The organism is Streptomyces sp. NBC_00466, assembly GCF_041433995.1.
Lineage (GTDB): Bacteria > Actinomycetota > Actinomycetes > Streptomycetales > Streptomycetaceae > Streptomyces.
Map to the genome: position 1 here is coordinate 1,070,343 of NZ_CP107896.1, position 24,240 is coordinate 1,094,582.

Consider the following 24,240-nt stretch of genomic DNA (forward strand, 5'->3'; position numbering starts at 1 on the left):
CTCACTCCCCCTCGGGCTTCGCCGGCAACTTCATTCCGCCCAGCGGCATGGGAGTGCCGTCGACAACGACGATCCGGCTGCCGTCACGATGCCGCTCGTCCGACAGCTGAAGGGAACCGGCCCCGAAGGCACGAACGGCCCATTCGAGGCAGGGTCTGTCGCTGAGCCGCTTCTGGGTCAGTTCGTGGGCAGCTGCCTGGCCTGGCTCCGTGCCTGGCGGCAGGGGGACGGCGGGCCCCTGGCAGAGGACAGCTCCACCGTCGTAGGTGGAGTCCACGAGGAAGCAGGATGTCCTCGTGGAGCTGTGGCCGAGCTCAATGGCCCTGCGGACCGGGTCGTTCCCGATGAGCACGCGGCGGCCCTCGTCGTCCAGCACGGCGAGGTCGCCCGGATGCTGGTTGATCATGCGCCCGTCGTAGCGGCTGAGCAGGTTGCCCTCGACCCACCGGTGGTAGGCGAGCACCACGAGGTCGAGGGGGCCCTCGTCCTCCTCCCAGGCAGCGATGCGCGAGTCCAGCTGGTCGTGCCAGTGGCGCGCCCGGTCGCGGTATGCGGTCCTGCCGGCCTCGTCACGCGCTTCGGACGCTCGTCCGCACCGCGCGTCGAAGTCCCCGGCCCATGACTCGATGCCGTACTCGGCTCCCACCCCGAGGGCCGCGGACGTGCTCCCGTGCGAGGCGATCAGGCAGACCTGGAAGTGATCGGGCTCCGCCTGCTGCAGTGCGATCAGGGTACGGAGGTTGGCTCCCGTCGCCGACACGAGGACGCCGATGCGCAGCGGCCCCGAGGAGGACAGGCGGCCCAGCACGGCCGGCGACGCGGCCGTGCGGCTCAACGTGAGCCCCCCGCGGCCTCCAGGAAGCTCCAGCCGGACCGCGTGGCGGCCAGCATGCCGTCCGGCATTTCCTCGGCATCCGGAGCGGTGAACCCGAAGGACCGGTGCGCGGTTCCGGCCGAAAGGTCCCACAGCTTCGGTCCGGTGATCTCCCAGTCCATGGCGTTGCGCATCTGCTGGGCGAGCGGCTGGGAACCTGCCGCGACGACGCCGCCGGCCTGGTACCAGAGTCCGTTCTCCTTGCCCTGAGCCAGGTCCTGGCCTCCCAGGCGCGCCGAGTCGCAGCGGTCGGTCATCATCATCGAGTGGTCCATGCCCATCAGGGCGACGGCCCGGCTCGCGATGGCCAGGTCGACGTGCTCACCGTCGAAGTTGATGCACGCGGCGATGCGTCCTGCGGCGGCCTCGCGCATGATGGCGGCCGGCACGGGTCCGGCGATCTCGTCCATCGCGTCGAGCGTCCAGCCGGGCAGGTCGTAGGAGCGCAGGGTTGCCTCGCGGGCTTCCCGGGCCCTCGATGTGCGGAAGGCATGACGGATCGTCAAAGGCATGTCGTTGAAAAGGTGGTCGGTGACGACGCGGGCTCCGTGCCCGTTCCACTCGGAGTCCCACGCCATGTCGACGATCTCCGTGACCAGTTCGGCGCTGTGGGCCGGGTCGTCCCGGGTGAAGTGTCCGAGCGCCGGGCGGACCCCGTGGCTGAGCAGCATCGGGACGATCCAGTCGAAGCCGGGGTGGCGGGCGTGGATCTGCCCGTGGAAGTCCGACCCCGGAGTGAAGGCGTCCGGAGACAGGACCATGTAGCGCAGTCCCAGGTCACCGAGGCGGGCCAGGGATTCCCATTCGGGCCGGGTGGGAGCCCAGACCGTGGAGGCCGGGGTGCCGCCGCGGCTGGCCAGCAGCGGCCCCTCCAGGGCGATGCCCACCACATGCGGGACGCGTCCCGCGCGGCGCATCGCGTCGTAGCGCCGCATGAACTCCTCGAAATCGCCCAGCCGGCTGTGGTGGAGGTAGAGCGTGGGAATGGCAAGCACTCCTTCGAGCGCGCATACCCGCTCCAGCTGTTCCAAGTCGATCCGGGATATCTCGGAGAAGTCCACCCCTGCGAACCCATGGCAATGGACCTCGACCGGGAGCAGAGGCGTGAAAGGCTCATCCGATTCAGACACGTTCCCCATACTCGGCCCCTCGTTACTCTCCGTTCCGGCCTTTCGTACCAGCATTCCGATTCACGCTGAATGTATTGGCCGGGAATTTTGAACTGCGAACCTAGCAGGGAGCCTCCCTGCTGATAAGGGTCACCAGGCTGATTCGGCGCACAACTTCCGCCGCATGGAAGGCAGGACGAGATTCTTTTCATGTGGCGGACATGCACGGCCTGGCCGGGCGTAAACGGCCCGCACGGCTGTAGAAAAGTGCTGACCGGATTCATTGTCTGCGAGAAGACTGCCGAGCCAGGTTCGACAGCATCCGGTCACATCTCCGGGCCGTCGACGCAGGAGTAATCGTGCAGTATGAGCTGGTTATCTTCGATAACAGTGGTGTGCTCGTGGACAGCGAGCGGGTGGGGAACCGGCTGCTGGCCGAGCTGTTGACACTCCGGGTGACTCCGACCACCTTCGAGGAAGCGGTCGAGCACTATCTCGGCAAGTCCTTCCGGGATGTGGAGACGACCGTACGGCGCCGTACCGGCCGGACCGTGCCTCCCGGCTTCCTGGCGGAGTTCCACGGCCGGCTCTTCGACGCCTTCGCGGATGGTCTCCCGGTCGTCGAGGGTGTCCCGGAGGTGCTTGACGGGCTGGACCGTGCGGGCGTCCCCTACTGCGTCGCCTCCAACGACACCGCCGAGCGGGTTTCGGTGTCCCTGAAAAATGCTGGACTGCTCCCACGAGTGGAGGGCCGGATCTTCAGTGCCGATATGGTGCCGCGGGCCAAGCCGGCCCCCGACCTTTTCCTTTTCGCAGCACGCAGTTACGGAGTGGAACCCCGCCGCTGTCTCGTTGTCGAGGACAGCATCAGCGGAGTGACAGCGGCCAGAGAAGCGGGGATGACTGTATACGCATTCGCCGGGCTGACACCGCGCAGTCTTCTGCGCAGAGCACACCGGGTTTTCGACTCCATGGCCGAATTGCAGGACACGCTCAGCGGTGCCGGCAGCAAGGACATCGCATGTTCATCGTGATGGAAGGCATCGACGGCAGCGGCAAATCCACCGTCGCGCGGCTCGTCGCACGAGATCTGAACGAGGAAGCGGCGAGCACACAGGTGGGCGGCAAAACCGAAATCGGAGTGGCCGACGCCGAAACCGGCGCGCGGGCCGCCCGCCTCAGGGATCTCATCTGGGCGTCGCCCGAATCCGCGGGCGATACCTTCGGCGCCTCCCACTGGATTCTGCTGATCGCCTCCTGGTACGCGGGGCTGGCGCGGCTGCGCCCCGATCTGGCGCCCGAGCACCCGGGCGTGACGGTCATGGACGGCTGGTACTACCGCAACATCGCCAAGACCTTGATCCGTGAACCCGTCGATCCGTCGTGGGTCGAGTCGCTGTTCGCGCCTGTTCCGGAACCGGCTCTGACCGTTCTTCTCGACACGGCGCCGGAGCTCGCCTGGCGGCGGCGCGAAGCGTTCAAGGACACCGAACTCGGCCGCTGGGACGGCTTTCACGGGCCGGCCCGCGAATCGTTCCACGCCTACCAGTCCGTCGTCCGGAATCACCTTCTGCGCATGGCACGGGCCCGCGCCTGGCTTGTCCTGTCTCCCGGCCCGGACGAATCCCCCCAGGAGACCGCGGACGCCGTCGTCAGTGAGGTCCGAGCGCGGTGGGCCGGCCCGGCCCTTGCCTCGAACCATCCGTCTTCCCGACCAGCCACGGAGGGTTAGCCAGAAAGATGTTCGAAGGAATCGACGACGAGATCGCCGCGATCGGCGCTCAGGATCCCCGCGCGCCGCTCGCCTATCAGAAGCCCGGACTGCCGTTCAAGAAGCTGGACTCCCCCTACTACCGCATGGCGCTACGACGTGTCGCACGCGCCGCACAGCCCCGGTCGTATCTGGAGATCGGGGTGAAGGAGGGCGGTTCGCTGAGTGTCGTACTCGAAGCGAGCCGGGAATTGGACCGACTCGTCCTGTGCGACTTCTTCACGGTCAACGAGAAGAAGCGTGCCCATCAGGACTCCGCCGCCACCGTGCTCGCCGAGCGCGGCTTCACCGGCAAGACCACCTGGCTCGACGGATCGTCGACCGTGACGGTCCCGACGCTCACCGAGATGTTCGATCTCATCGGCGTCGACGGAAGCCACCGGCGGTCCATCTGCGCCACGGACCTCCGTAACGCCTTTCCCCTCCTGAAACCGGGAGGCCACATGGTCGTCGATGACCTGTCGCTGTTCGAAGACAACCGCCTGAGCGAAGTGTTCGACGCGTTCGCGGCCGAATACGCCGACACCTGCGCCGTGGTCTACAAGAACACCGCCGCATGGCCCGGCGTCGGTGTACTGAGGAGAGAAGCGTGAGCCCGACCCGCGATGTCCTGGGTACTTCCAACCTCGATGTGCTCGCCGACGCCCTCACCGATGCCATCGCCGGGCGGCGGACGGTGGCGGAGCTGATCGATGTCTGCTCCTCGTCGGCCGTGGCCGGCGGGTACCTCGCGCGCACTCTGCGGACCTCGCTGGTCCGGCAGGACTGGGATGCCATCGAGGCGCTCGTGGCCGTCTGCATCGCACAGCCCCTGGAGTGCTGCGCCGAGCCGCTGGCGGACATCCTGGACCGGCAGTGCCTGGAGATCTCCAACCAGGATGTCGTCACCGCCCTGACCGCGATCGCCTCACCTGTCGCCGTGCCGGCCCTGCGGCGTGCCGTGAACCGCACGAGCGCGCCGCACGCCCACTGGGAGCCGGGCGGCGCCGGCGCAGCGGAGGCTCAGCGGATGCGGGATGCCTGCGCGAACGCCCTCGCGGTGATCGGCGCCGCGGACGCACGCACTGTCCTCCACGCCGCCACCCCCCATGCCCCGTCCGCACGAGGAGGCACCACGATGATCGACTACATGGACCAGCTCACCGTCGACTGGGACGACTTCGAGGCGGCCGGCGAGAGCACTCGCGATCTCGTGCAGCGGGTCTCCGGCGACAAGGAGACGCTGCGCAAGCTGGTGTACGACGTCGAGCGCAAGCCGGAACTGCTGGCCATGTGCGAACGCCACCAGCTCCTGGACTACATCGTCCTGTACGACGCGCTCGACAGGGGCTTCCGGCTGCGGCTGCACATCCACACCGACGATCACTTCGACCGCCCGCACGACCACAGGTTCTCCTTCTCCAGCCGGATCCTCACGGGCGGTTACACGCACACGTGGTACCACATGGAAGGCGAGCTCTACGAAGGTCCCGACCCGGCAGCGCGGCAGTACCTCAGCCGGCACAAGCCCGACCCGCGCGGGAAGGTGGACCTGGACCGGCTGACGCCGCACCTCACCCGCTGGGAGAGCCCGGGCAGCTGCTACACCCTCCACCACAGCGCCATCCACACGACGTTCACGACACCGGACACGGTGTCCCTCTTCGCGCGCGGCCCGGTCGAGAAGGACCGCTCCGTGATCATGGACAAGGCCGAAGGCATCCTCTGGTGGCGGTTCGGGCGGCAGGACGAACCGGAGGAGCGGCGCCGGGAGAAGTCCATGGGCCTGGACGCCTACCGCCAGATCCGTGAGCGTCTCGAGCGCCTGGGAGTCATCTGACGCCCGCGGGCGGCGCCGCCACACCGTACGCACCGGGTCCGAGACAGAAGGAGACGCCACATGACCATGGAAACCGCCGACCGGGTCCACGTCAGCAACACCCGGGTGGAACTGTTCGAGGGCATTGACAAGATCGACTGGGACGACCTGCCGGCCGTGGCCGCGCTGACGCAACCCCTGATCCGCAGGTTCGCCGAGGACAAGGCCCTGTTCCGCCGGCTGCTGTTCGCCGTCGAGCACGACCCCTATCTGTGGGCGAAATGCGAGGAGGACGTCGTCGAGGACAAGATCGTTCTCTGGGACGACGTCGAGAAGGGGCTGCGCATCAGGCTCCGGATGTCCACCGACTACCAGCAGCAGCTGGCCCACTCCCACCGCTTCTCGTTCACCAACCTCGTCCTTCGCGGCACCTATCTGCACCGCAACTACGTGGCCCGGGGCGGTTTTGACGAGAACACGCTGCCGGACGACGTCCACCCGGTGATGCTGCACGAGGACCGGGCGGGTGACTGCTTCACCATCCACCACAGCGCCCTGCACTCCACGCCGTTCACCGAGCTGGGAACCATCTCCCTCGTACTGCGCGGCAACCCCGTCAAGGAGCGGGCCCCTGTGATGTTCAAGGAGGCCCGTGGCCGGGAGGAGGCAGTCCGGCAGCGGGCGGACGGTGCGGGCGGCAGCGGTGAGCTGTCCGAGATCGAGCCCGACACGGCCGGGGTCGGCACGATGTTCTGGCGGGTCGGTGAGGACCGTGAGTCGTCGGAGCGGCGCGCGGAGCGGCAGATGACCAAGGAGAAGTACCACTACTGGTGCGAGAAGCTCCAGGAAATCGGGCTCATCTGAATGCCCCTGCACCCGCCCGCGCCCGGAGCCGCTCCCCTGCGTTACGGGCTCATCGGCCCTGGGAAACACGCCCAGGAGAATCTGCTGCCCGCGCTGTCCGGGCTCGCTGGAGCGCGGTTGGCGGCCGTGGCAGCGCGCAGTCTCGAAGCCGCGGCGTCGGCCGCGCGGCGCTGGAACGCCGCGGGCTGCACCGACGACTGGAGGGAACTCGCCGCGCACGGTGAGGTCGACGCCCTGATCGTCGCCGCCTCGCCGGCCCTGCACGCCGAAGTGGTGGATCACGCCCTGGCGCACGGGGTGAGCGTCTTCGTCGAGAAGCCCCCGGCTCCGGATACCGAGGCTCTGGAGAAGCTGATCGTCAGCGAACGGAACGCTCCCGCCGGCACCATCGCGTTCGTGGGGTTCAACTTTCCCTACGGGAACTCGTACCGCGCTCTGCGCGAGGCCGTAGGCCGTCACGGATGCCTGCGCGCCGTCGACGTCCGCATGGTCTCGTCGAAACCGACCAGTCCGGTCTGGGGCTGTGCGACGGTCGTACAGAGCCTGCTGCAGGGGCTCGGCACCCACGTCGTCGACATGGCGCTGCGGGAGTTGGGGCCGCCGGACGGGGTGAGCGCTCACCGGACGGTCATCGACGATCGGCGGTGCGCGATCCGTATCCTCCTCTCCTACTCCGATGGACGGACGGCCGCGCTGCTGATCGGCAACTTCTCCAACCGCCTTGAGTACCGCTGCGAGTTCGTCACGGACGAGAGTGCCGTCGGCGTTCTGGACCAGCACAACACGCTGACCCTCACGCGCCCCTCCGGCACCCCGGGGACCGGTGCCCTGGACGGCAAGGAGACCCTGCGCCACGACTGGCCCAGCCGGCGCGGCGGTTACGGGCGCACCGGGTACAGCACGGAGCTCGCCTCCTTCCACGATTCTGTCGTCCACGGCCGCTCCAGCACATCGCCGTTGTCCTCCTGCCTGGACGTCTACCGCGTCCTGGACGAGGTGCGGCGCCAGGTGGAGGAGCGGCCATGAACACACCATTGCCACTGGCCGGGAGGACGGCCCTGGTCACAGGAGGGGGCACCGGCATCGGCAGGGCGGTGGCGACGACCCTCGCGGGCCTCGGAGCGCACGTCGCGGTGAACCGGCTCCCGGTGGGATCGCCCGCACGGACCGTGGAGGAGTGCGACCAGGAGGGGTCGCCCGAGGGCTGCTTCGTCCTGGAAGCGGACGTCAGCGACCGTGAGCAGGTCCGCGACCTGTTCTCCCGGCTCGACCGCAGATGGACGCACCTGGATGTTCTGGTCAACAACGCGGGGGTCTTCCCCCGGTCCGACGCGCTGGAACTCGACGAGGAGACGTGGGACCTGGTCCTCGGCACCAATCTCAAGGGGGCCTTCTTCTGCGCCCAGGAGGCTGCGGCCAGGATGGTCACGCGGCGCCACGGGCGCATCGTCAACGTGGCTTCGACAGCGGCGTTCACGGGCTCGCCCCGCGGCGTCCACTACGCCGCGAGCAAGGCCGGTCTGGTGGCGATGAGCAAGTCGTTGGCGCGCGCGTGGGGCGGGCGGGGAGTCACGGTGAACTCGGTCGCGCCGGGTGTGACCGAGACCGCCCAGCCGGGCCTCGACGCGGACGGCTTCGCGAGCAAGGGGCGCGAGATCCCCCTGGGCCGGGTGGCCCAGCCCCAGGACGTGGCGGACACCGTCGCGTTCCTGGTCTCGGACGCCGCGAGCTATATCACTGGGCAGACCATCGGCGTCAACGGAGGGGCGGTGATGGTGCCATGAGCGAGGGAGTGTCCAGCCCGGCACCTGCCGGCGTGGTGGTGCACACACTCGTGACCGCGCGTTCCGGTCCGCCGCTCGACCGGGTGCGCAACAAGCTGTCACCGGTGCTCCACGAGTGGCTGCAGCGGTTCATCGCGCTGTCGCCCTACGTGGTGCTGGCCACGTCCGACGGGCAGGGCAACTGCGACGCGTCCCCGCGGGGCGGGGCGCCCGGATTCGTGCGGATGCTGGACGAACGCACCCTGTTCATACCCGAGAAGCCCGGCAACCGGCTCCACCAGACGCTGTGCAATCTCAGGGAGAACAGCGGGCTCGGACTGCTCTTCCTCCTGCCCGGGATGCCGGAGACCGCCAGGGTCAATGGCAGGGCGGAGCCGATCGCCAACAACGATCCCCGCTGGTCGGAGCTGGCGCTGGGCGACACCGGCCAGGACGAGCTCAGCTGGGGAACGCTCGTCCACGTGCAGGAGGCCTACTACCACTGCGGCCGGGCCGGCCGCTTCGGCGGTCTGTGGAACATCGAGGAGATCAAACGAATCCAATCCGATCCCCCTCTGCCGAAAAGACCAGCCGCCCACCGGACTCAGTGACCGCTGGGCGCCCGGTGGCAATGCACTGGCGCTCCTGGCTGTCGGCGTACCCGTGGGTCACCCCCCGGCCGGCGGCCTCCACAAGCACCGCGTGAAGCAGTTCCGATGCGAGCACTCGGCCAGAGTCTGCGAGCACTCGCCACCATGTGAGCCGAACAGGGAAGAGGGCCTCGACCATGCTTTCCATAACCAAGGAATTCCATTTCTCCGCCAGCCACCAGCTGGCAGGTCTCCCGCCTGGCCACCAGTGCGGCAGGATGCACGGCCACAATTACATCGTCAAGCTCGAACTGAGCGCCTCCGCAGAGCAGTTGACCCCAACGGGCTTCGTGCGGGACTACGGCGAGCTGAACGCCTTCAAGAAGTGGCTCGACGAAACCGTCGACCACCGGCATCTGAACGACATCGTGCCCGACGTCAACCCGTCGGCGGAGCACATCGCCATGTGGATCTACCGGATGTGGGTGCCGGACTTCCCGGAGCTGACCGCCGTGCGGGTCTCGGAGACGCCGCGGACCTGGGCGGTGTACCGGCCGGCCGGGCCGGCGGCCTGACCACGAACGACGACGGAGTTCGAGGGTGAACTCCGCAAAGGGTTCCGAGGGAACACCGAATCGACAAGCCCGGTCGGGCTCAAGGAGGTGGTGAACATGGCGGTTCCGAAACTCGTGGTCAACGAGATCTTCGGACCCACCTAGCGCCGTTCAGGGCGAAGGACCTTCTACGGGACGGTCGTGTGCCTTCCTGCGGCTGGGGGGCTGCAATCTCACGTGCCGCTGGTGCGACACGCCGTACACATGGGACTGGAAAGGCGAATCGGACACGGGCATCGCCTACCGGGCGGCGGACGAGCTGCACACCAGCTCCGTCGCCGACGTCACCGAGCGGCTGCTCGCCTTCGGTGTGGAACTGATCGTCATCTCGGGCGGCGAGCCGCTCAGCCAGCAGGACCGGGTCCTGCCTGTGGTGAGTGCGCTGACGGCACATCAGGTACAGGTCGAGTTCGAGACCAACGGCACCGTGACGCCGCGGGACGCCCTGGTGGCGGCCGGCGCGCGATTCAACGTGTCGCCGAAGCTGGCCCACTCCGGGGTCGCCGAGGAACGGCGCATCGTGCCAGAGGCACTACAGCGTTTCAGCCAACTACCGGATGTGGCATTCAAGTTCGTGTGCGGCGACCGGGCCGACCTCGCGGAGGTCGGGGAACTGGTGGAGAGGTTCGGCCTGCGGAACGTCTGGATCATGCCCCGGGGCCAGTCTCCCGAGGAGATAGACCGGGGCCTGCGCACCCTGGCCGACGATGTGATCGCGCGCAAATGGAATCTGTCGGGACGACTGCACGTCAACGTGTGGGGAAGCAAGCGGGGTGTCTGATGACCAGCAGCGTGGAACTAATCGACGACGACTTGGATGTGCTGAGCGCAGCCAAGGAGAAGGACCCTCTGGAGGCGATCGCCCGTCAGCTGCTTCTGGCCATAGGCGAGGATCCGGACCGCGACGGCTTACAGGAGACGCCCGCCCGCTACGCGAGGTGGTGGCGCGAATTCACCCGGTACGAGACAGGGTCCGTCGACACGCTCTTCGAGACCACCGCGAGCGGCAGTCTGGTCGCCGTCTCCGGGATCAGCGTCTGGTCGCTCTGCGAACACCACCTGCTCCCGTTCTCCTGCCGGTTCACCATCGGCTACCTCCCCCAGAACAAGATCCTCGGTCTGAGCAAGTTCGCCCGGGTGGCACATCAGCACGCCCACAAGCTGCAGTCGCAGGAACAACTGTCGCAGCAGATCGCGGATGACATCGAGCGGCTGACCGGCTCACCCGACGTAGCGGTCATCGGCCGTGGCGAACACCTGTGCATGGCGATGCGCGGTATCCGCACGCCCGCCACCATGACCACTGCTGTCTGGCGCGGTGCGCTCCAGGACAGTGCCCTGCGGAGCGAGCTGATCGCGCTCACGTCCGACGGCCGCTACTGAAGGGGGAAGAGCGACACATGCGGACAACCGAATCCATCCGGACCGGGCTCAGCTTCGATGACGTCCTGTTCGTTCCCCAGCGCACCTCGCTGACCAGCCGCCGCCAGGCCGACCCCACCAGCGGCCTTCTTCCGGGCGTGACCCTGCGGGTGCCCGTCGTCTCGGCCAACACCCAGTGGTGCACCGGTGACCGCATGGCATCGGCCATGGCGCTCCAGGGTGGCCTCGGCATCCTGCACCGGATGCAGACCGCCGAACAGCAAGTCGCCCAGCTGGATGCGGTGAAGGCCGTCACGGTCGCGGGTGAGCAGGCCGAAGGGGCCACCGTCGCCGCCAACGGACGACTGCTCACCGGAGCGGCCGTCGGCGTCACCGGCGACTGGCGTGAGCGCGCGGGCGAACTGGTCGCGCACGGCGTGGACATCCTGCTGGTGGACGTCGCACACGGCCACAGTGACCAGGTCATCGACACCGTGAAGGAGCTGCGCTCCTCCTATCCCGACACACCGCTCATCGCGGGAAACGTGGCCACAGCTGAGGGCGTACGCGATCTGGCGGCCGCCGGCGCACAGGCGGTGAAGGTCGGCATCGGGCCGGGCGGCGTGTGCACCACGCGGCTGGTGGCGGGTACCGGAGTCCCGCAGCTGACCGCCATCATGGACTGTGCCGCCGCGGCCGAAGCGGCCGGGGCGACGATCATCGCCGACGGCGGCATCCGTCAGTCCGGTGACATCGCCAAGGCACTCGCGGCCGGGGCACACGCCGTGATGCTGGGCTCCGCCCTCGCCGGCGCGGATGAGAGCGAAGCCACTCCGGTGGAACGGGACGGCCGCCACTACCGGGTCAGCAATGGTTTCGTCTCGCTCGGTATGAAGCTCACTCTGCGCAGGGCCACGGGCGGCAAGGTCACCCGCGAAGAGATCGACGACTACGTCCCCGAGGGAGTCGAGGCGACCTTCCCCGCTTCGGGCCCGTTGACGAGGACACTGCGTCAGCTCGTCGGCGGTGTGCAGTCCGCGATGAGCTATTCCGGCGCACGCGACCTGGAGAGTTTCCGCGCACGGGCCGAGTTCGTCCGGGTCACCGGCGCGGGCCGCGCGGAGAACGTGCCCCACGCCCGTGAGCGCTCCCCGCAGATCGACGTGGACCACGTCGCGAAGGCGGTGACGGGATGAGCACCCTCCCCCAGCAGGGCACCGCGGCGGGCGAACAGCCAGGGATGTGGACCCGGCAGGGCCCCTACCTCCTCGACATGGTGACCTTCGGGCAGTTGGTGGAGGACATCGCCGACGAGGTACGGGGCTCCGGTTTCAGCCCGGACGCCGTGCTGGCCGTGGCGCGCGGCGGACTCTCGGCGGCCGGGTATCTGACGTGTGCGCTGGACGTACCCGTGATGCACACCATCCGGGTGCGACGCACGGCCGACGACAGCCGGTACGCCGCCAAACAGCGGCCGGTCGTGGACACATCGGCGCCGCTCGGCCTCAGGGCGGGCGACAAGGTGCTGGTCGTCGACGACATCGTGGGCACGGGCGCGACCGCCGAGGCGGTGACCCGGTTCCTGGCCGACGCGGACATCCCGCGTGCGGACGTGCGATTCGCCGCGGTCGTGCGCAACCACCGCAGCGGATACGTCCCCGACCACTGTCCGGCCGTGGTCGACGACTGGATCGTCTTCCCCTGGGAGACGGCTCGCGAGTCCACCGCTGACTGCCGCCCGTTCCCGGCAGCGGCACGGTCGCGCCGGTGACCCGCGACGGTGGCGGCTTCCCCGGCAGCGGGCTGACCCGGGCGGCGGACGCCGCCGCTCTCGGCCTGCCCTCCTGCTACGACGCCGTCAGCCTCTACACGTACGAGTCACGGATCAGCGGCCGGGTGGAGGTGGCGCGGACACTCGCCGGGATCGAGAAGGAGCACGGCGCCCGGCCGACGGTGGTGTTCACCGACATCGCCGGGCGTCCGGGGGCACGGGTGCTGTGCCACCCGTACCCGAGGGCCGTGCTCCTGGCCGCGCTGACCACCACCGAGGAGAAGCACCTCGAGGAGATGTCGCGCCGGCTCGCCGGTCCGGTACCGGCGCCGGACGCCGCCGCCCGGCCGGCCGCCGCGCGGCGGGAGTCACCCGGTCTCCTCGACGACCTGCCCATCCTCCAGCACCGCCCGTCCGACGCAGGCCCGTACATCACCGCGGGCATCGGCGTGACCACGCGCCCCGACGGCGGCGGCGTCAACCTGGGCTTCTACCGCGCCCAGGTGGTCGGCCCCGACGAAGCGCGGATCTTCCTCGACCCGCGCACCGACGGGCACCGCAACCTGCTCGCCTGGCACGAGACCGGCCGGCCGATGCCGATCTCCATCTTCCTGGGCGCCGACCCGGCACTGACCGTGGTGGCCGCCTCGCGGCTGCCCGCCGAGGGCGACGACTACGAGATCGCGGCGCGCCTGCTGGGCCGCCCGGCCGGCGTGCGCGGCACCCCGCCCGCACCCGACGACGCCACCCACGTCATCACCGGATTCGTCGAGCAACGTGACGCGCCCGAGGGCCCGTTCGGGGAGTTCAAGGGCTACTACGCCGAGGCCAGGCGCAGCAACGTGCTCACCGTCACTGGCGTCTGCGCCACTCCCGGCGCGGCCTGGCCGACGATCGTGGCGGGCGCCGAGTCGGGCCTGACGCTGATGAGCTTCCAGAACGAGTACCTGATGTACGCCCATCTGCGGGGCCTCGGGTATCCGGTCAGGTCCGTGCGCTACTCGCTCAGAGCACGGGGCGAATTCGTCGCGTACATCGAGTCGGACGAACCGGGCCAGGAACTGGTGCGTGAGGCGATGGCGTTCGACGTGCGCTCGAAGGTGGTCATCTGCGGACCGGATCTTGCCAACCCGGGCCAGGCACTGGCCACTTACGGATTCACCACGCGGACCGAGCGCTACTATCGCAAGGGCCGGGAAGCGGGTGAACGGATCGGGCTCGCCCTGGTGATCCCGCCGGACGGGTGGCCGACCGAGTACTGACACCGCTCCCGGACAACGCAACCGCACCGCACCGCACCGCACCGCACCGAGCGAGGACTGCACAACGATGGACCGATTCGCGCGAGCGTTGCCCGCGGCCCTGCTGGTGGTCCCCGGGCCGGACCGCACCGTGACCTTCATCCACCAGCTCAAGGGACCGTACGCGGGCAGCTGGCTGCTGCCCGGGGGCGGTATCGAGCCCGGCGAGCCGGCCGATGTCACGGCGATGCGGGAGGCACGTGAGGAGACCGGCATCGCCGTGCGGTCCTGCTCGCTCTTCGCCGTCTACGAGTTCACCGGCACCTGGCAGCAGGGCGACTACCACCTGCTGATGTTCGCCTTCCTGGCCGACGGCGAGTACACGTCCCCGCCGGGCTTCGACGGCGACAACGTCGGTGCGATCCGGCAGGCCCGCGTCGACGAGATCGACATGCACTCCACGGACCTCCAGATCCTCACCGACGCCGGGCTGGCCTCGTACGGAGAGGAGACCATCGCCCGCGCGCTGGCCGCGGACGGCATCACCATGCACGCGCACCGGGTGGCGTCCACGGTCCGGTGCGGCGCGCCGTGAGCACCGGGTCCGTCGCCAGGCTGCGACAGGTGCTCTGCGGGCACCCGATCGTCCGGCGGGCCGCGCGCAGCCCCAGTGCCAGGGCCGCCCCGGGACGCGCACCGCGTACGAGGTGGGTCACGAAGGCGGAAGCCAGTGCGTCCCCGGCCCCCGTGTCGTCGTTGCAGGGACCGGCCTCGGCGGGCAGTGCCAGCGGCGTCGGCCGGCCGGCCGAGGCCACGGCGGCGCCGTCCGCACCCGCGGTCACCACGACCAGCCGGAGGCCCAGCCCGAGCAGCCGGCGCGCCTGCTCGACGGCGCTGCCCGGCTGCCCGGTGAGCGCCTGCGCCTCGCGGGCGTTGAGCACCAGCACGTCGTACAACGGCAGCAGCCGGGTGCGCGGTCCCAAGTCCCGCTGCCGGGTCGGCAGACACACCATCGGGACCGCGTGCTTCCTCGCTCTCCGCGACACCCAGGTGAGCAGATCACCGTCCAGCCCGCCCTCGGCGACCACGGCCTGCGCCGCCGCGATGGTGCCGGCGAGGTGCGGCCCCGCGAGGGTCCTGCCGCCGGCCGGGTCGGGCAGCTCGATGCGGGAGGTGATCTGCCGTCCCCTCTCGTCGAGCAGGACGTCGAACGTGCCGATCCCGTCCGTGGTGCGCAGCACGTGGAGCCGTATGCCGAGATCCGTCAGCTCCGCCTCCAGGACCGCGGCGTCAGGCCCGGAGCCGGAGAGCCCCGCGAAGACCGTACGGGCGCCGAGACGAGCGGTGTTGACGGCGATGTTGCGGCCGACCCCGCCAGGGTGCCGCTGCACGCCCCACACCGTGTCCGCCGGGCCGAGCCCGCCTGCGGCGAAGTACTTGCGGTCCATCACGAGCGAGCCGAGCACCAGCACGTCGCAGTCCACAGGACGACCCCCTGGATCAAGGAGCGAGGAAGGGCTTGATGGCAGAGAAGACCGAATTCACCGTGCGCGGCAAAGAAGGGAGGACGGCATCGGAAGAACTCACGGAGAGGCGTGAATCGCGCGCGTTCAGGCGGAATTTCTGTCTAATTTATCTGGCCGGTGTCTTCGCCGCCACAAGCATGGGGAAAATGACGCCCATATCCCTGGCGTTGCGCGAGGACCTTTCTCTTTCCCTGACTCAAGTCGCCCTGCTCACCTCTCTGGTGACCGCGGTCGCCGCAGCTCTCGGACTGTTCATCAGCTATCTGGTCCGCCCGCTGCCGCCGCGCCGCATGCTGGTCGCCGGGCTCGTGGTGATGGGCCTGGCGGGACTTTTCTGCGCGCGGGCCGACAGCTTCGGCGCGTTGCTCGGCGGGCGGCTGGTCGAGGGCGTCGGCTATGTCGTCGTCGTCATCGTGGCCCCGGTGCTGCTTTTCGCCCTGGGCGACGGACGGCGGCTGACCGGCGCGCTGGCGATCTGGGGGACGTTCATGCCGGTGGGCCTGGCGCTCGGCTCCTTCGCGGGCGGGGTGATGTCCGCGTGGCTGGACTGGCGGGGCTGGCTGACGGCGGCCGCGGCGGGAACGCTGGTCGTCGCGGCGGCCACGACACGGTTGACTTCCGTGCGTGCTCAGAGCACCGCGAGCGCCGGGCAGCAGGGGCGTCAGGACCGTGCGGCGCGGGTGAGACGGCTGGCCCGCCCAGCCACGATGGGCGCGGGATTCGCCACGATCAGCGGGTCGATCGTCGCCTGCGTCACCCTCTACCCGACCTATTTGCACGAGGAGTTCGGCGTCTCCACCGAGTCCGCCGGGACCCTCACCGGCATCGTGTCCCTGGCCGGGGTGGGCGGCGGTTTCCTCGCGAGCTGGCTGCTGGTGCGCGGCGCCGGGGTCAAGTACCTCTTCCTCGTGACCCTCTTGATGCCGGGCGGGGCCTTCGCCGCCTTCGCCGGAGCAGGCGGCCTCGGTGTCTCGGTGGGCAGCGCATTCGTGATCGCCCTCGCCAATGAGCTCGTCGTGGCCACGGTGTTCGCGGCCATCCCGGTGGCCGTGCGGACGACGGCCGATCTCGGCGCCGCCAATGGCCTGGTGGCCCAGTTCGGCAGCATCGGGGCGCTGGCCACGCCACCTCTGGTGGGGCTCACCGTGACCGCGGTGGACGGCTGGTGGGCGGTAGGCCCCTGTCTGCTGTGCGTGTGCGTGCTCGGGTTGGTGCTGTTGCAGATTGCCGTACGACAGCCGGCGGACGCCGGCGTGACTGAGACGGTGGTGGCATGACCATCGAATACGTGATCTTCGACTGGGCGGGGACCATCACCCCGTGGCACACCGTGGACCTGCCAGGCATCTGGCAGGACACCGCGGCCGCCCTGGACGGCGTGGGGTCCGGGGCGGAGCGCGATGTGGGCGCGCGTCTGCTGCGGGCGGAGCGGGAGCTGATGACCCGGTGCCGGGAAACCCAGTGCTCGGCCCGGCTCGACGATGTCTTCCGGCTGGCCGGAGTGGAGGCGCAACCACGAGCCCTGGCGGCGTACCGGCGATCCTGGGAGGCGCACACCGTCGCCGACCCCCGCACCCTGAAGCTGCTGGCCGGGTTGCGCGAACGCGGCATGGGTCTCGGCGTGCTGTCCAACACCCTGTGGCCCGCTCACTGGCACGACGAGATCTTCGAACGTGACCGGGTGCTGAGTTACATCGACGCCGCCGTCTACTCCAGCGAGGTGCCCTGGACCAAACCACACCCCGCGATCTTCGCAGCGGCCATGTCGGCGCTCGGCGCCTCATCGGCGGCCGCATGCGCCTTCGTCGGGGACCGGGCTTTCGAGGATGTGTATGGGGCTCAGCAGGCCGGAATGAGAACCATCCTTCTCCCGCACAGCAGCATTCCGGACGACGAATTGGGAGCATACGCAGCGGTTCCTGATGCGGTGATCGGGACCCTGCAGGACGTGGTCACCGTGGTGGACGGGTGGAATGGAGTAGGCGGGTGAACGCCGCCGAGTGCCGGGCGGATCCGATCGAGCCTGTGCCGCTGTGTGGCTCCCTGCCCGTACGCCGACCGCCTGCCGCCCCATGGCCGGGGCAGTTCAGCTGCCCAGCTCGGCGAGCAGGGCGAGACCCGAGTCCTCCAACTGGTACAGCACACGGATGCCCACACGATGGCGCCGGACCAGGCCCGCCGAGGAGAGTACGGCCAGGTGTTGTGACACGGTGCTGGGTGCCAGACCGATGCAACTGGCCAGTCCCGTGGTGGTGGTCGGTGACAGCAGGGCGCGCAGGACAGCCGCCCTGCCGCGCCCGAGCAGGATCGTCAGATTGTCCCGCGGGATCACGTCGTCGACCGGCTTGCCCCTGTGGGTCGTCGTATGGCCACCGAGCACGGCGGCGCCCTGCGCCTGGTAGGAGAAGGCGACCGTGTCATCGAACGTGGCGAACACCCGCGTGCCGCGAGCGAACAGGACGGCGACGATGATCAAGCGCCCATCCGTCATCGGGCAGTCCAGGTCGGCGTGGTGCGGCACGCTCAGGTCTGGATGTTCCCAGCGGATCCGGCCCCCCAGGTCCTGGAGCATCTTGTCGGCACCCCAGGTCACCAGAGTGCGGCCGCGTACGAGGATTTCCTCTTCCAGCACCCCGCGCATGTCGGGCCAGCAGGGTGCGACCGCGATATTCCAGTAGTCGCTCATGAGCTGCGCGAACCTGTCGTGGCCGGCCGCTCGCAGAGCCAGCAGTTCGTCCTCGATGGCCGGCGACGGCTCCTGCGGGATCGGGGCGAGAGAGGACGGCGACGACGGGCTCACCCACTGCGTCCGCACCGTGGTGGCCAACTCCCGCCGCAGCGCCGGTGGCACCCGGCGCACCGCCGTCGCAGCCCATTTCGCATAGGGATAGGGAGTCTCGCTGCGGTACCGCGTGATCAACGCCAAGCTGGAGATGGCCTCCCACAGCGGACTGATCGCGATGCGTACCCGCCCGAGCGTCAGCTCATCGAGGCGTAGCCGGATCATGCGGCCACCGCCGCGGAGTCACACGACGCATCGAGCCGACAGGGCGGAGCAGCGATCACGGTCGGGCCGCTCATGACGTCGGTCAGACCTCTATCTTGAGTGACAAGTCCTGACACAGTGTGAGAACCTCATTGATCCATTTCGACGGGTCGCCGGGGTCGAACTCCCTCATGGTCTCAAGGTCCCAGTACTGAGCGAAAGACAGCGTCGCAGGGTCGGCCGCCAGGAACCGGCGTGTCCGCCACTTCGGAATACTGCTTCCGTACTGTCCACGCTCCTCCAGCAGCGCGTCGACGGTGTGGCCGAGAACGATCCGGGCCGAGAGCACGGCACTGTTCAGGTCTCCGTCCTCCAGCTGCCCGAGAGTGTCCTCGACGGCCCTGTCCGCTTGGCCGAGCGATCGGGTGACCAGGATGGACCGGAAGGCCGAAGCGTCGATCTCGGCACGACGGCGCGCCACCCAGTCAGCGCCGAAGAGCGGGAGGCACGTCATCACTCGTTCGAGAAATATCTCTTCCCGCCACACGAGGGCATCCCCGGACGATGCCCGCACTTGGTCGAACTCGGCCCAGGAGACCTTGGCGATCATCTGGTCGACCTGATCGTCCAGCCAGTAGGCGAGATCACAGCCGCGGTTGTCGGCGTAGAACGTGTGCCACTGAACCACAGGGGGCCGAAGGGGCACCGAGACCCCGATACTGTCCGCTCCGGACCACGGGGCAGTACTGACCACATAGATGTCGATGTCACTCTTCTTGTTGCCCCAGCCCCGGGCGGCCGACCCGACCACAAAAGCTGCTTGGCATGTATCAGGAACCAACTGCCGACCACGCAGAGTTTCCAGTATCTGCCCGATATCTATCTGCATCAGCAACCTCCCAGGACCGTAGAAATACCGCTGCTCAGGAAAGGAGACGAGAGTAACGAGGCCAGCAGATGGACGCACAATGATTCGGCAGGTGACGAATCTCCCCGCTTCGTCACCCTGCAGCCCTCCGTAGGAGATAAGACAGGCACTGCCTCTCTTGCACGGGTTGCGCCCGTGATGTCCCGGTCTCCCGGGCTCTTGCACTCCACCACTGCTACCGGAGGATCTGTTCCGGAGCTGTTTCTCCGGCCGACGCCTCCGCGGAATCGAGTATTGCGGCGATCATTTCATGGCTCGGCAGGATGGACAGAGCCTCCGCGGATGCATCCGCTTTACCCTCTATGAGATCCACGAACTTACTGCACTGGGCGGCCAGGGGCTCACCGCGATCGGAGCACTCTATTCGTTCCAGGATTTCGTGGGCGGAACTGGATTCATCCGCAGGGCAGGAGGGAACACAGTCCGGCCCGGAGTAAATAGTGACAGACGGGTTCAGGAGATCTGCCACAATACTCCTGCCCTCGTCCGATATGACCAGTTGCCGGACACGCTGAGCTGAAACCCGGCTTGCCGACAGAGCTGCGGTCCGGGACTCCGAAAACTGCAACAGGGCAGCCACGGTGTCCTCTCCACTTCTGCCTTCGCCACTGTAGCGCCCCGTGCAGGCGTTTATGATTTTTGGCGATCTGTCGTGGAGGAGGCGAATAGCAATGTCAACGTCATGAACCAGCAGGTCCCAGGAGACACCCGCGTGCATGCGCCGGGAGTAACTCGAGAGCCGGCGCGTCCGCACAGCACTCGGAGATTTCACACGCGACAGAGCCTCAAGCACTGCGGGGTTGAATCTCTCGATGAACCCGCACATGAGTGGCACACCGCTGCTCAGCGCGGTATCAACAATCTCCCGGCTTTCGACCAGACTCGCGCACAAGGGCTTTTCCACGAACAACGGGATGCCCTCAGCCAGTACGTCAAGAGCGATGCTCCGATGCTGGTCGGTCGACGAAGCGACAACAACAGCGTCCACGCCGGCCAAACTCTCGACCTTGGGCATCCAACGCGCCCCGAAACGCCTGGCCAATTTACGCCCACGGTCCTCCGTCGGGTCCACCACGGATACCAGATCGCAGCGGGCGCTCTCAGCAATGACCCTGCTGTGGTGGCTCCCCATCACCCCGGCCCCGACGAGAAGGATGCGGGGCAGGGCGGGCCCTGTCATGAGAGGAGAGCCGCTCGGGTCTCGGCAATGATGGAATCCAGGTCCGCATCCGTCAGCCGAGGATGCACCGGAAGGGAGAGAACCTCCGACGTGATCCTCGATGCGACGGGAACTTCCGCTGCCCTTACCTGTGGATGGTCCTTGTAGCACGCGTAGTCGAACACCGGCCGGGGATAATGAATACCCGAAGCGACGCCTCGGACAGTCAACTCGGATGCCAGCTCGTCTCGCGTACAGGAGGCGTCACCAGTGATACGAACCGTGTATTGATGCCATACATGGCTACGCCCGTCCAAAGTCCGGGGAAGCACAAGACCCTCTATCCCTTCGAGCCCTTCGGAAAGCTTCTGCGCATTATATCTTCTCCGTTTGGAGAACGTCCGGAGATGGGCGATCTGCGAAAGCCCGATTGCCGCGTGGACATCGGAGAGCCGATAATTGCCACCAGCGCAGGAGTAGTCATAGCGGCTGCGCATGCCCTGGTTACGGAGCAGGCGAACACGCTCGGCAAGATTCCTGTTGTCCGTCGTGATGACACCGCCTTCACCTGCGGTCACGTTCTTGGTCGCGTACAACGAGAAGCAACCCACGCCGAAACTTCCCGCTGATCGGCCGTTGAGACTCGCGCCCAAGGACTGAGCCGAATCTTCCACGACCGCGAGCCCGCGCCCGGTCGCCAGCGTCTCTATTTCCGCCATATCCGCCGTCTGGCCGTACATGCTGACAGGCAGCAGCACCTTCGTCCGCTCGCTCAGTCGATCTTCAATCAATGCCGGATCAATATTGAAATCGTCAGGGCGAATATCCGCGAATACCGCCGTGGCGCCACTGGCCAGGATGGCGTTCAGGGTGGCTACGAACGTGAACGGAGAAGTGACCACCTCGTCTCCCGGCCTCAGATCCAGAGCCGCCAGGCTGAGGGTCAGTGCTGCCGTCCCGCTGTTGACTGCCACTGCCTGCTCGACGCCGGTCACCTTGGCGACAGCCTGCTCCAGCCGCTCCACCATGGGCCCCTGGGTTATTTGTCCGGACCGCAGGACTTCCAGAACCAGAGGCTCCGCATCCTGCACATCAACAGAAACCAGCGGGATCAATGGATACTCTCCCCTAAGTGAATGATGAAGGTCTGAGCTGATGGTTTCAGTCAAGAAGATGCTGTCGAGTTATACCTGTTATAGCGTCATGGAAACTGGGCCCTGAGGCCAGCATGGAGAAGTTGTCCGCCGTCTTTTCCAGCGGATCCGTGAAGTCAAGCGCGCTGCCGTCCATGGCAGAGAACACTCCACCGGCTTCTTCAACGATCACCTGCGCGGCGACACAGTCCCAGATCCGGTTGTGGCGAGTCATGAATCCACCGTATGAGCCATTGGCCACCATCATGCAGTCAAATATGCTGTTGCTCATGCGGATACCCCTGCAACAGAGTCCGATACCAGTAAAAATGCGGTAGTCAAGTGCTATCTCAGACGGATAGATATCAATTCCATAAGCGACCAACTGCTGTGCCAGATCACCTTCCTCCTTGATCTGCAGTCTGTTTCCATTCTTATGGGCTCCCTCCCCGTCTTCTGCGACATATATTTCGGAAAATGCAGGCAGAGCCACCCCGCCGGCCACCGGCTTCCCGTGCTCGAGGATCCCCACCATGACACCGAACAACGGGCTTCCCGCAGCGAAGTTGGAGGTTCCGTCGATCGGATCGATGACCCACGTGACGGGCGACGTCCCTCGTACCGGGCTCGACTCCTCGTCAATGACGCTGTCGTATGGAAATTTTTGACGTATCCGACGCTTCATCCGGCTTCCGATAACCATGTCCGCCGGCGTCACCACCTGATTCACATCTGCATCTTTTATGCGTTGTGGCATATGTCGCGGAAAGGTCATGGCGAGTTGGCCTGCATCGTGGAGCAGGGACTCCAGAAAGGACAGATATGTCATTCAGGAACGCTCCAGCAGCTATCGAGAATTTTTGACCATTCTGGAGTAATGCTCCATGATCGGCACCTCTGGATCGATCAGATCGGACGGAAGGCTGTCCACGGAAAAGAGCTCTGCCCTCGTTGCTTCCAGGGGATCAAGGCGAAAGGACCAGTGACGCGCTGTCGCCGTGTACACGGTGGTCACGTTGAACACCTGATCACCGTTCGGATACTGGAAGTACTGCTCGGGTCCGGAGAACACATTCATGAGGGTCAGTTCCCCCAGTTCCAGGCCCGTCTCTTCTGCGACCTCTCTCCGCGCCGTCTCCTCGAGGCTCTCCCCCGGTTCCGTGAACCCGCCGGGAAGCCCCCACCCTCCTGTGTCGGCTCGCCCCAGGAGCAGAACACGGTGATCGTCGTCGACAACTATGACGGCTGCCCCGGGAAGAATGAGAGGACGCGTACCCACCAGAGCACGCAGTTCTGGGATATAGGTCATCCAAGATCCTTCGACTGATTGAAGTGTGGCCTCGCCGTCGACCCGCATCAGTGACCTCCGCCGGGAAGAAAAGTGCGGATGGCTTCGACAGGCAGCCAGAGTAATGGCATCCGTATGCCGGCGCACAGTCATTCGTTCCCGGCCGAATCTTCCGTTTTGATCCCCTCGGATTTCGGTGTGCCAAGAGCCTCCGCTCGATGCCACCGAAAAATTTGGATCCGCACTCTTGACACTACGTCGGTTCCTGAAATGATAAGTGGGTCGGCCGGAGCTTGCCCGCGAATGACCAAGCGGTGCCCGCAGCCCATCGGTCAATTGAACAGATACGCAGGAAATTCCACAGACCGTACGTCGAAATCACTGCACGGATTCCGCGGTCACCTTTTGCTTGAGCACGAGACGGGATATGCGCGTGAATAACGTACAGCCCCACGAATTCGTTTCTCAGAATCCCGAAGCCGATACCGATCCGCATGTCGGCCCCAGCACTCTCAAACGTATCGTCGCAGCATGGCCTCGACGAGCCACCATCCGTACGGACATGGCTGCTTTCATGGATTCTGGAATTGACGATTCAGGGGCGACGGACTACCCCCTCCACCTCATTCCGTTCGTCCGGCACCCGAATTTCCTTGCCGCTTCCGACGAGTCGCGTCAGCTCGTGAACACCTTGGCATGGCAGGCATACAACGCCCGGGTGATCGCCGCGGAGGAGTACGTCGCCAACCCGACATTCGAGATGCTTGCCCACGGGGTGTTCCCGGGCGTCGACCGGTATGAAGCCAAAGAGGCGGTGCAGCAGTCGCATATCGATGAGGTGTGGCACACCTATATGCACATGATAGCCATGCAGCGCACAAAAGAAGCACACGGACTTACCGCGCAGCCTGACTACTCCCACCCGATAACGAACAGGCGGCTCTTCGACCTGGTGGCTGAGCGAAGTGAGAAATGGGAGCGCGACATACTGTTCCTGGTCTGGACAGTAGTCGGCGAGCTGCACATCAATAATTTTCTCGAACTACTCGCACATGACAAGACCATCCAGCCCATGCACTCGCTTGTGGCACGTTTGCATGCAAGGGACGAAGCTGCGCACGGGCCAATAGTGGCAGAGGTCATGAAGGATATTTTTGTCCATCTCAACAAAGACCAGCGCGATCTCTTCATCCATACACTGCCCGCTGCCATAACAGCCCTCGGGGCACAGGACTATGAGATCTGGTCCGACATCTTGAAATTCGTGGGGATCGCAGGTGCCACGGAAATCGTCGCGGATACGCGCCGGCTTCCCGGCACGGAAATGATGCTCACTGATTTCTCCACGGTGGAGCGCCTGATCCGTGACCTGGGGATCGAAGACCGAGTGGACTATGATTTTTCGAATACAACAGCGTAGCGAACCGAGGGAGAAGACACACATATGCGGGGACATCACTCCG

27 protein-coding genes are annotated in these 24,240 nt (G+C 66.7%); 18 read left to right on the forward strand and 9 right to left on the reverse strand.

Annotated features, from left to right (window positions below; translation table 11 throughout):
• Position 1: 1 nt before the first annotated feature.
• Complete coding sequence (locus OG210_RS04635; protein WP_371535034.1) at positions 2-835, reverse strand: hypothetical protein; 834 nt, start codon at positions 833-835, stop codon at positions 2-4.
• Complete coding sequence (locus tag OG210_RS04640) at positions 832-2,004, reverse strand: hypothetical protein (protein ID WP_328332173.1); 1,173 nt, start codon at positions 2,002-2,004, stop codon at positions 832-834. Before OG210_RS04640 ends, OG210_RS04635 begins: the two co-directional genes overlap by 4 nt.
• Before the next feature lie 338 nt (positions 2,005-2,342).
• Here OG210_RS04640 and OG210_RS04645 point away from each other — a divergent pair, with 338 nt between their 5' ends.
• The 15 genes from OG210_RS04645 to OG210_RS04715 all read left to right on the forward strand — a co-directional run bounded on the left by OG210_RS04645 (position 2,343) and on the right by OG210_RS04715 (position 14,352).
• Positions 2,343-3,017, forward strand: a complete 675-nt coding sequence (locus OG210_RS04645) for an HAD family hydrolase (RefSeq protein ID WP_328332171.1) — start codon at positions 2,343-2,345, stop codon at positions 3,015-3,017.
• Positions 3,005-3,715, forward strand: a complete 711-nt coding sequence (locus OG210_RS04650) for a dTMP kinase (protein ID WP_371535035.1) — start codon at positions 3,005-3,007, stop codon at positions 3,713-3,715. The genes OG210_RS04645 and OG210_RS04650 overlap by 13 nt, the downstream gene beginning before the upstream one ends.
• A gap of 8 nt (positions 3,716-3,723) precedes the next feature.
• Positions 3,724-4,347: a class I SAM-dependent methyltransferase gene (locus OG210_RS04655; protein ID WP_328332169.1), complete on the forward strand. Its 624-nt coding sequence runs from the start codon at positions 3,724-3,726 to the stop codon at positions 4,345-4,347.
• The gene (locus OG210_RS04660) at positions 4,344-5,573 is read left to right on the forward strand and encodes a hypothetical protein (protein ID WP_328332168.1); all 1,230 of its coding nucleotides are present in this window, start codon (positions 4,344-4,346) and stop codon (positions 5,571-5,573) included. The genes OG210_RS04655 and OG210_RS04660 overlap by 4 nt, the downstream gene beginning before the upstream one ends.
• Before the next feature lie 60 nt (positions 5,574-5,633).
• Positions 5,634-6,416 (forward strand): hypothetical protein, encoded by a 783-nt coding sequence (locus OG210_RS04665; protein ID WP_328332166.1) that lies wholly within the window; start codon positions 5,634-5,636, stop codon positions 6,414-6,416.
• A complete protein-coding gene (locus OG210_RS04670; RefSeq protein WP_328332165.1) occupies positions 6,417-7,442 on the forward strand; it encodes a Gfo/Idh/MocA family oxidoreductase in 1,026 nt (341 codons plus the stop codon).
• Positions 7,439-8,200 (forward strand): SDR family NAD(P)-dependent oxidoreductase, encoded by a 762-nt coding sequence (locus OG210_RS04675; protein ID WP_328332164.1) that lies wholly within the window; start codon positions 7,439-7,441, stop codon positions 8,198-8,200. Before OG210_RS04670 ends, OG210_RS04675 begins: the two co-directional genes overlap by 4 nt.
• Entirely contained in the window at positions 8,197-8,790 is a 594-nt protein-coding gene (locus OG210_RS04680; RefSeq protein WP_328332162.1) for a pyridoxamine 5'-phosphate oxidase family protein, read from the forward strand. Before OG210_RS04675 ends, OG210_RS04680 begins: the two co-directional genes overlap by 4 nt.
• Positions 8,791-8,966: 176 nt before the next feature.
• Positions 8,967-9,344, forward strand: coding sequence for a 6-carboxytetrahydropterin synthase (locus OG210_RS04685; RefSeq protein ID WP_328332160.1), 378 nt, complete (start codon positions 8,967-8,969; stop codon positions 9,342-9,344).
• Between the two features lie 196 nt (positions 9,345-9,540).
• The gene (locus OG210_RS04690; RefSeq protein WP_371540167.1) at positions 9,541-10,164 is read left to right on the forward strand and encodes a 7-carboxy-7-deazaguanine synthase QueE; all 624 of its coding nucleotides are present in this window, start codon (positions 9,541-9,543) and stop codon (positions 10,162-10,164) included.
• Positions 10,164-10,766: a GTP cyclohydrolase I FolE gene (gene folE / locus OG210_RS04695; RefSeq protein WP_328332158.1), complete on the forward strand. Its 603-nt coding sequence runs from the start codon at positions 10,164-10,166 to the stop codon at positions 10,764-10,766. Before OG210_RS04690 ends, folE begins: the two co-directional genes overlap by 1 nt.
• Positions 10,767-10,783: 17 nt before the next feature.
• Positions 10,784-11,941: an IMP dehydrogenase gene (locus OG210_RS04700; RefSeq protein WP_328332156.1), complete on the forward strand. Its 1,158-nt coding sequence runs from the start codon at positions 10,784-10,786 to the stop codon at positions 11,939-11,941.
• Positions 11,938-12,516, forward strand: coding sequence for a phosphoribosyltransferase family protein (locus OG210_RS04705; RefSeq protein ID WP_328332154.1), 579 nt, complete (start codon positions 11,938-11,940; stop codon positions 12,514-12,516). Before OG210_RS04700 ends, OG210_RS04705 begins: the two co-directional genes overlap by 4 nt.
• Positions 12,513-13,778 (forward strand): UbiD family decarboxylase, encoded by a 1,266-nt coding sequence (locus OG210_RS04710; protein WP_371535036.1) that lies wholly within the window; start codon positions 12,513-12,515, stop codon positions 13,776-13,778. The genes OG210_RS04705 and OG210_RS04710 overlap by 4 nt, the downstream gene beginning before the upstream one ends.
• 67 nt (positions 13,779-13,845) lie before the next feature.
• Complete coding sequence (locus OG210_RS04715) at positions 13,846-14,352, forward strand: NUDIX domain-containing protein (protein WP_328332150.1); 507 nt, start codon at positions 13,846-13,848, stop codon at positions 14,350-14,352.
• Here OG210_RS04715 and OG210_RS04720 read toward each other — a convergent pair.
• Entirely contained in the window at positions 14,300-15,241 is a 942-nt protein-coding gene (locus OG210_RS04720) for a PfkB family carbohydrate kinase (RefSeq protein ID WP_328332149.1), read from the reverse strand. The genes OG210_RS04715 and OG210_RS04720 overlap by 53 nt on opposite strands.
• 38 nt (positions 15,242-15,279) lie before the next feature.
• Between OG210_RS04720 and OG210_RS04725 the strand changes: the two genes are divergently transcribed.
• Complete coding sequence (locus tag OG210_RS04725; RefSeq protein ID WP_371535037.1) at positions 15,280-16,560, forward strand: CynX/NimT family MFS transporter; 1,281 nt, start codon at positions 15,280-15,282, stop codon at positions 16,558-16,560.
• A complete protein-coding gene (locus OG210_RS04730) occupies positions 16,557-17,273 on the forward strand; it encodes an HAD family hydrolase (RefSeq protein ID WP_328332145.1) in 717 nt (238 codons plus the stop codon). Before OG210_RS04725 ends, OG210_RS04730 begins: the two co-directional genes overlap by 4 nt.
• Before the next feature lie 96 nt (positions 17,274-17,369).
• Here OG210_RS04730 and OG210_RS04735 read toward each other — a convergent pair whose 3' ends face one another.
• The 6 genes from OG210_RS04735 to OG210_RS04760 form a co-directional block, all read right to left on the reverse strand.
• Positions 17,370-18,290 (reverse strand): helix-turn-helix domain-containing protein, encoded by a 921-nt coding sequence (locus OG210_RS04735; protein WP_328332143.1) that lies wholly within the window; start codon positions 18,288-18,290, stop codon positions 17,370-17,372.
• An 82-nt stretch (positions 18,291-18,372) separates the two neighbouring features.
• Positions 18,373-19,158 carry a nucleotidyltransferase domain-containing protein gene (locus OG210_RS04740; protein ID WP_328332141.1) on the reverse strand — a complete coding sequence of 262 codons (786 nt, stop codon included), beginning with the start codon at positions 19,156-19,158 and terminating at the stop codon, positions 18,373-18,375.
• Positions 19,159-19,372: 214 nt separating this feature from the next.
• Complete coding sequence (locus OG210_RS04745) at positions 19,373-20,377, reverse strand: Gfo/Idh/MocA family protein (protein WP_371535038.1); 1,005 nt, start codon at positions 20,375-20,377, stop codon at positions 19,373-19,375.
• Positions 20,374-21,525, reverse strand: coding sequence for a DegT/DnrJ/EryC1/StrS family aminotransferase (locus OG210_RS04750; RefSeq protein WP_328332137.1), 1,152 nt, complete (start codon positions 21,523-21,525; stop codon positions 20,374-20,376). Before OG210_RS04750 ends, OG210_RS04745 begins: the two co-directional genes overlap by 4 nt.
• Positions 21,518-22,318 (reverse strand): inositol monophosphatase, encoded by an 801-nt coding sequence (locus OG210_RS04755; protein WP_328332135.1) that lies wholly within the window; start codon positions 22,316-22,318, stop codon positions 21,518-21,520. The genes OG210_RS04750 and OG210_RS04755 overlap by 8 nt, the downstream gene beginning before the upstream one ends.
• Before the next feature lie 18 nt (positions 22,319-22,336).
• Positions 22,337-22,798, reverse strand: coding sequence for an NUDIX hydrolase (locus tag OG210_RS04760; protein ID WP_371535039.1), 462 nt, complete (start codon positions 22,796-22,798; stop codon positions 22,337-22,339).
• Positions 22,799-23,210: 412 nt separating this feature from the next.
• Here OG210_RS04760 and OG210_RS04765 point away from each other — a divergent pair, with 412 nt between their 5' ends.
• Positions 23,211-24,197, forward strand: coding sequence for a diiron oxygenase (locus tag OG210_RS04765; protein ID WP_328332131.1), 987 nt, complete (start codon positions 23,211-23,213; stop codon positions 24,195-24,197).
• The last annotated feature ends 43 nt before the right edge of the window (positions 24,198-24,240 follow it).